This is a genomic window from Variovorax sp. 10N412 (assembly GCF_056394985.1).
In genome coordinates this window covers 1-5,609 of the sequence record NZ_JBFTIO010000036.1, presented here as the reverse complement: position 1 = coordinate 5,609, position 5,609 = coordinate 1, and the positions used below count along the sequence as shown (strand labels likewise).

The following is a 5,609-nucleotide window of genomic DNA, read 5'->3' as shown; positions in this document are numbered from 1 at the left end:
GGATTCGGCGGCTGGTTGCGAAAGTGGCGAGCTGGTTGAAGATGAGGAAAGCGAAAAAAGTTTGACGGTACTTAAAAAACCGTGATAGACTACAAGGCTTCGCTGATCACAGCGAGCTGAACGAAGTAAGCGCAAAGCTGCTTCGGTGATCGTTAAAAATTTACAGCCGATAAGCGTGGGCGTTTGAAGGTAATTGCGTAAGTTCTTCGGAACAAGTCGCAAGACTTAAAAACGCTCATGAGATAGAAGTGAAGTTCACTTTAATTCTTTTTTTATGAGTTTTGCTTGACCGCGAGGTCAGGCGCAAAAATCAAGATCGAACTATAGAGTTTGATCCTGGCTCAGATTGAACGCTGGCGGCATGCCTTACACATGCAAGTCGAACGGCAGCGCGGGAGCAATCCTGGCGGCGAGTGGCGAACGGGTGAGTAATACATCGGAACGTGCCCAATCGTGGGGGATAACGCAGCGAAAGCTGTGCTAATACCGCATACGATCTACGGATGAAAGCAGGGGATCGCAAGACCTTGCGCGAATGGAGCGGCCGATGGCAGATTAGGTAGTTGGTGAGGTAAAGGCTCACCAAGCCTTCGATCTGTAGCTGGTCTGAGAGGACGACCAGCCACACTGGGACTGAGACACGGCCCAGACTCCTACGGGAGGCAGCAGTGGGGAATTTTGGACAATGGGCGAAAGCCTGATCCAGCCATGCCGCGTGCAGGATGAAGGCCTTCGGGTTGTAAACTGCTTTTGTACGGAACGAAACGGCCTTTTCTAATAAAGAGGGCTAATGACGGTACCGTAAGAATAAGCACCGGCTAACTACGTGCCAGCAGCCGCGGTAATACGTAGGGTGCAAGCGTTAATCGGAATTACTGGGCGTAAAGCGTGCGCAGGCGGTTATGTAAGACAGTTGTGAAATCCCCGGGCTCAACCTGGGAACTGCATCTGTGACTGCATAGCTAGAGTACGGTAGAGGGGGATGGAATTCCGCGTGTAGCAGTGAAATGCGTAGATATGCGGAGGAACACCGATGGCGAAGGCAATCCCCTGGACCTGTACTGACGCTCATGCACGAAAGCGTGGGGAGCAAACAGGATTAGATACCCTGGTAGTCCACGCCCTAAACGATGTCAACTGGTTGTTGGGTCTTCACTGACTCAGTAACGAAGCTAACGCGTGAAGTTGACCGCCTGGGGAGTACGGCCGCAAGGTTGAAACTCAAAGGAATTGACGGGGACCCGCACAAGCGGTGGATGATGTGGTTTAATTCGATGCAACGCGAAAAACCTTACCCACCTTTGACATGTACGGAATTCGCCAGAGATGGCTTAGTGCTCGAAAGAGAACCGTAACACAGGTGCTGCATGGCTGTCGTCAGCTCGTGTCGTGAGATGTTGGGTTAAGTCCCGCAACGAGCGCAACCCTTGTCATTAGTTGCTACATTCAGTTGGGCACTCTAATGAGACTGCCGGTGACAAACCGGAGGAAGGTGGGGATGACGTCAAGTCCTCATGGCCCTTATAGGTGGGGCTACACACGTCATACAATGGCTGGTACAAAGGGTTGCCAACCCGCGAGGGGGAGCTAATCCCATAAAACCAGTCGTAGTCCGGATCGCAGTCTGCAACTCGACTGCGTGAAGTCGGAATCGCTAGTAATCGTGGATCAGAATGTCACGGTGAATACGTTCCCGGGTCTTGTACACACCGCCCGTCACACCATGGGAGCGGGTTCTGCCAGAAGTAGTTAGCTTAACCGCAAGGAGGGCGATTACCACGGCAGGGTTCGTGACTGGGGTGAAGTCGTAACAAGGTAGCCGTATCGGAAGGTGCGGCTGGATCACCTCCTTTCTGGAAACAAGCAATTTAATTTAAACGCCCACACTTATCGGTTGTTGGAAGAAGTCGAGATCTTTGTTGATCTTCGATTGGGTCTGTAGCTCAGCTGGTTAGAGCACCGTCTTGATAAGGCGGGGGTCGTTGGTTCGAGCCCAACTAGACCCACCAAATCTTCTGATTTCTCGTGTGAGAGTTTTGGGGGATTAGCTCAGCTGGGAGAGCACCTGCTTTGCAAGCAGGGGGTCGTCGGTTCGATCCCGTCATCCTCCACCAATAATTCGGTATATTCAATTCAACACCAAAGCGGCTTTGTGCGTGAGCATGAGGCTTCTTTGTTGTTGATCAGGATCTCTTGATCAATCGGCTGTTCTTTAAAAATTCATAGAGTCGAATCAGCGCTGCTGATGGAAACTGCACATTCGTAAAGGTTTAGTGCAGACCGTGCCATCAGCAGCATAGAATTTTTGATTGCGTCAAAAGAAACTTCAATTTCGAGTCAAATCGAATTTTGAATGTACGGCATAACGCGTCAGGTGAAAGACCTGACATATTCCTTGAGATGATTTTGTGTTTCGAAAGAAACGTCAAAGTTATAGGGTCAAGTGAATAAGAGCACGTGGTGGATGCCTTGGCAATGATAGGCGACGAAGGACGTGATAGCCTGCGATAAGCTTCGGGGAGCTGGCAAATTAGCTTTGATCCGGAGATTTCCGAATGGGGAAACCCACCTGCAAAGGTATCGCATGATGAATACATAGTCATGCGAGGCGAACCGGGTGAACTGAAACATCTCAGTAGCTCGAGGAAAAGACATCAACCGAGATTCCGAAAGTAGTGGCGAGCGAAATCGGAAGAGCCTGTTAGTGATAGCACAAGACATAACGGAACAGTTTGGAAAGACTGGCCATAGCGGGTGATAGCCCCGTACGTGAAATGACCTGTGTGGTACTGAGCTAACGACAAGTAGGGCGGGACACGAGAAATCCTGTCTGAATATGGGGGGACCATCCTCCAAGGCTAAATACTCATCATTGACCGATAGTGAACTAGTACCGTGAGGGAAAGGCGAAAAGAACCCCGGGAGGGGAGTGAAATAGATCCTGAAACCGCGTGCTTACAAAAAGTAGGAGCCTCGTAAGGGGTGACTGCGTACCTTTTGTATAATGGGTCAGCGACTTACATTCAGTGGCAAGGTTAACCGAATAGGGAAGCCGTAGAGAAATCGAGTCCGAATAGGGCGATCAGTCGCTGGGTGTAGACCCGAAACCAAGTGATCTATCCATGGCCAGGATGAAGGTGCCGTAACAGGTACTGGAGGTCCGAACCGACTAGTGTTGCAAAACTAGCGGATGAGCTGTGGATAGGGGTGAAAGGCTAAACAAACTTGGAAATAGCTGGTTCTCTCCGAAAACTATTTAGGTAGTGCCTCAAGTATTACCATCGGGGGTAGAGCACTGTTTTGGCTAGGGGGTCATGGCGACTTACCAAACCAAGGCAAACTCCGAATACCGATGAGTACAGCTTGGGAGACAGAGCACCGGGTGCTAACGTCCGGACTCAAGAGGGAAACAACCCAGACCGCCAGCTAAGGTCCCTAAAATTGGCTAAGTGGGAAACGAAGTGGGAAGGCTAAAACAGTCAGGATGTTGGCTTAGAAGCAGCCATCATTTAAAGAAAGCGTAATAGCTCACTGATCGAGTCGTCCTGCGCGGAAGATGTAACGGGGCTAAGCCAGTTACCGAAGCTGCGGATTTGCAATTTATTGCAAGTGGTAGGAGAGCGTTCTGTAAGCCTGTGAAGGTGCGTTGTAAAGCGTGCTGGAGGTATCAGAAGTGCGAATGCTGACATGAGTAGCGTTAAAGGGGGTGAAAAGCCCCCTCGCCGTAAGCGCAAGGTTTTCTACGCAACGTTCATCGGCGTAGAGTGAGTCGGCCCCTAAGGCGAGGCAGAGATGCGTAGCTGATGGGAAACAGGTCAATATTCCTGTACCGATTGTTAGTGCGATGTGGGGACGGATCTTAATAGGTCATCCAGTTATTGGATTATTCTGGTTTAGTTGGATGTAGGCGTGCATTAGGCAAATCCGGTGCACATATACCGAGGCCAACGATCGAGCGGACTTGTCCGTGAAGTGACTGAACGAGGTTCCAGGAAAAGCCACTAAGCTTCAGCTAACAACGACCGTACCGCAAACCGACACTGGTGCGCGAGATGAGTATTCTAAGGCGCTTGAGAGAACTCAGGAGAAGGAACTCGGCAAATTGACACCGTAACTTCGGAAGAAGGTGTGCCCTATTAGTGTGTAGTGAACAACGAAGCATGAATGGGTTGCAAAAAATCGGTGGCTGCGACTGTTTATTAAAAACACAGCACTCTGCAAACACGAAAGTGGACGTATAGGGTGTGACGCCTGCCCGGTGCTGGAAGATTAAATGATGGGGTGCAAGCTCTTGATTGAAGTCCCAGTAAACGGCGGCCGTAACTATAACGGTCCTAAGGTAGCGAAATTCCTTGTCGGGTAAGTTCCGACCTGCACGAATGGCGTAACGATGGCCACACTGTCTCCTCCTGAGACTCAGCGAAGTTGAAATGTTTGTGATGATGCAATCTCCCCGCGGAAAGACGGAAAGACCCCATGAACCTTTACTGTAGCTTTGTATTGGACTTTGAACAGATCTGTGTAGGATAGGTGGGAGGCTTTGAAGCAGGGTCGCTAGATCTTGTGGAGCCAACGTTGAAATACCACCCTGGTGTGTTTGAGGTTCTAACCTAGGTCCATTATCTGGATCGGGGACAGTGCATGGTAGGCAGTTTGACTGGGGCGGTCTCCTCCCAAAGCGTAACGGAGGAGTTCGAAGGTACGCTAGTTACGGTCGGACATCGTGACGATAGTGCAATGGCATAAGCGTGCTTAACTGCGAGACTGACAAGTCGAGCAGATGCGAAAGCAGGACATAGTGATCCGGTGGTTCTGTATGGAAGGGCCATCGCTCAACGGATAAAAGGTACTCTGGGGATAACAGGCTGATACCGCCCAAGAGTTCATATCGACGGCGGTGTTTGGCACCTCGATGTCGGCTCATCTCATCCTGGGGCTGTAGCCGGTCCCAAGGGTATGGCTGTTCGCCATTTAAAGAGGTACGTGAGCTGGGTTTAAAACGTCGTGAGACAGTTTGGTCCCTATCTTCCGTGGGCGCTGCAGATTTGAGGAAGCCTGCTCCTAGTACGAGAGGACCGGAGTGGACACACCTCTGGTGTATCGGTTGTCACGCCAGTGGCATTGCCGAGTAGCTAAGTGTGGAAGAGATAACCGCTGAAAGCATCTAAGCGGGAAACTCGTTTCAAGATGAGATCTGCCGGGGCCTTGAGCCCCCTGAAGAGTCGTTCAAGACCAGGACGTTGATAGGTCAGGTGTGGAAGCGCAGTAATGCGTTAAGCTAACTGATACTAATTGCTCGTGAGGCTTGACCCTATAACTTTGATCAGTCTGATCAAGGTGTTATGCCAAGTTGACGCATTCAAAATAATTCGCCAAAAGCTGATTCCAAACTCTATGAATTCGTTCTGCTGATCGCGTGATCAGCAGAACAACCCTTTATGCCTGATGACCATAGCGAGTTGGTACCACTCCTTCCCATCCCGAACAGGACAGTGAAACGACTCAGCGCCGATGATAGTGCGGGTTCCCGTGTGAAAGTAGGTCATCGTCAGGCTCTTACAGCCCAGAAAACCCCAGTCAGAATATGACTGGGGTTTTTTGCTTTGCGC

General features: G+C 50.5%; 2 tRNA genes and 3 rRNA genes. All 5 read left to right on the top strand.

Features of this window, described 5'->3' with window-relative positions:
• Positions 1-318: 318 nt before the first annotated feature.
• The 5 genes from AC1DJH_RS32900 (at position 319) to rrf (ending at position 5,554) form a co-directional block, all read left to right on the top strand.
• Positions 319-1,853 (top strand): 16S ribosomal RNA (locus AC1DJH_RS32900).
• Between the two features lie 79 nt (positions 1,854-1,932).
• Positions 1,933-2,009: transfer RNA gene (locus tag AC1DJH_RS32895), tRNA-Ile, on the top strand.
• A 29-nt stretch (positions 2,010-2,038) separates the two neighbouring features.
• Positions 2,039-2,114, top strand: a tRNA-Ala gene (locus tag AC1DJH_RS32890).
• Positions 2,115-2,437: 323 nt separating this feature from the next.
• Positions 2,438-5,313: ribosomal RNA gene (locus AC1DJH_RS32885) — 23S ribosomal RNA — on the top strand.
• Positions 5,314-5,441: 128 nt separating this feature from the next.
• Positions 5,442-5,554, top strand: a 5S ribosomal RNA gene (gene rrf, locus AC1DJH_RS32880).
• Together the 16S, 23S and 5S rRNA genes with 2 tRNA genes alongside form the textbook arrangement of a ribosomal RNA operon.
• Positions 5,555-5,609 lie beyond the last annotated feature (55 nt).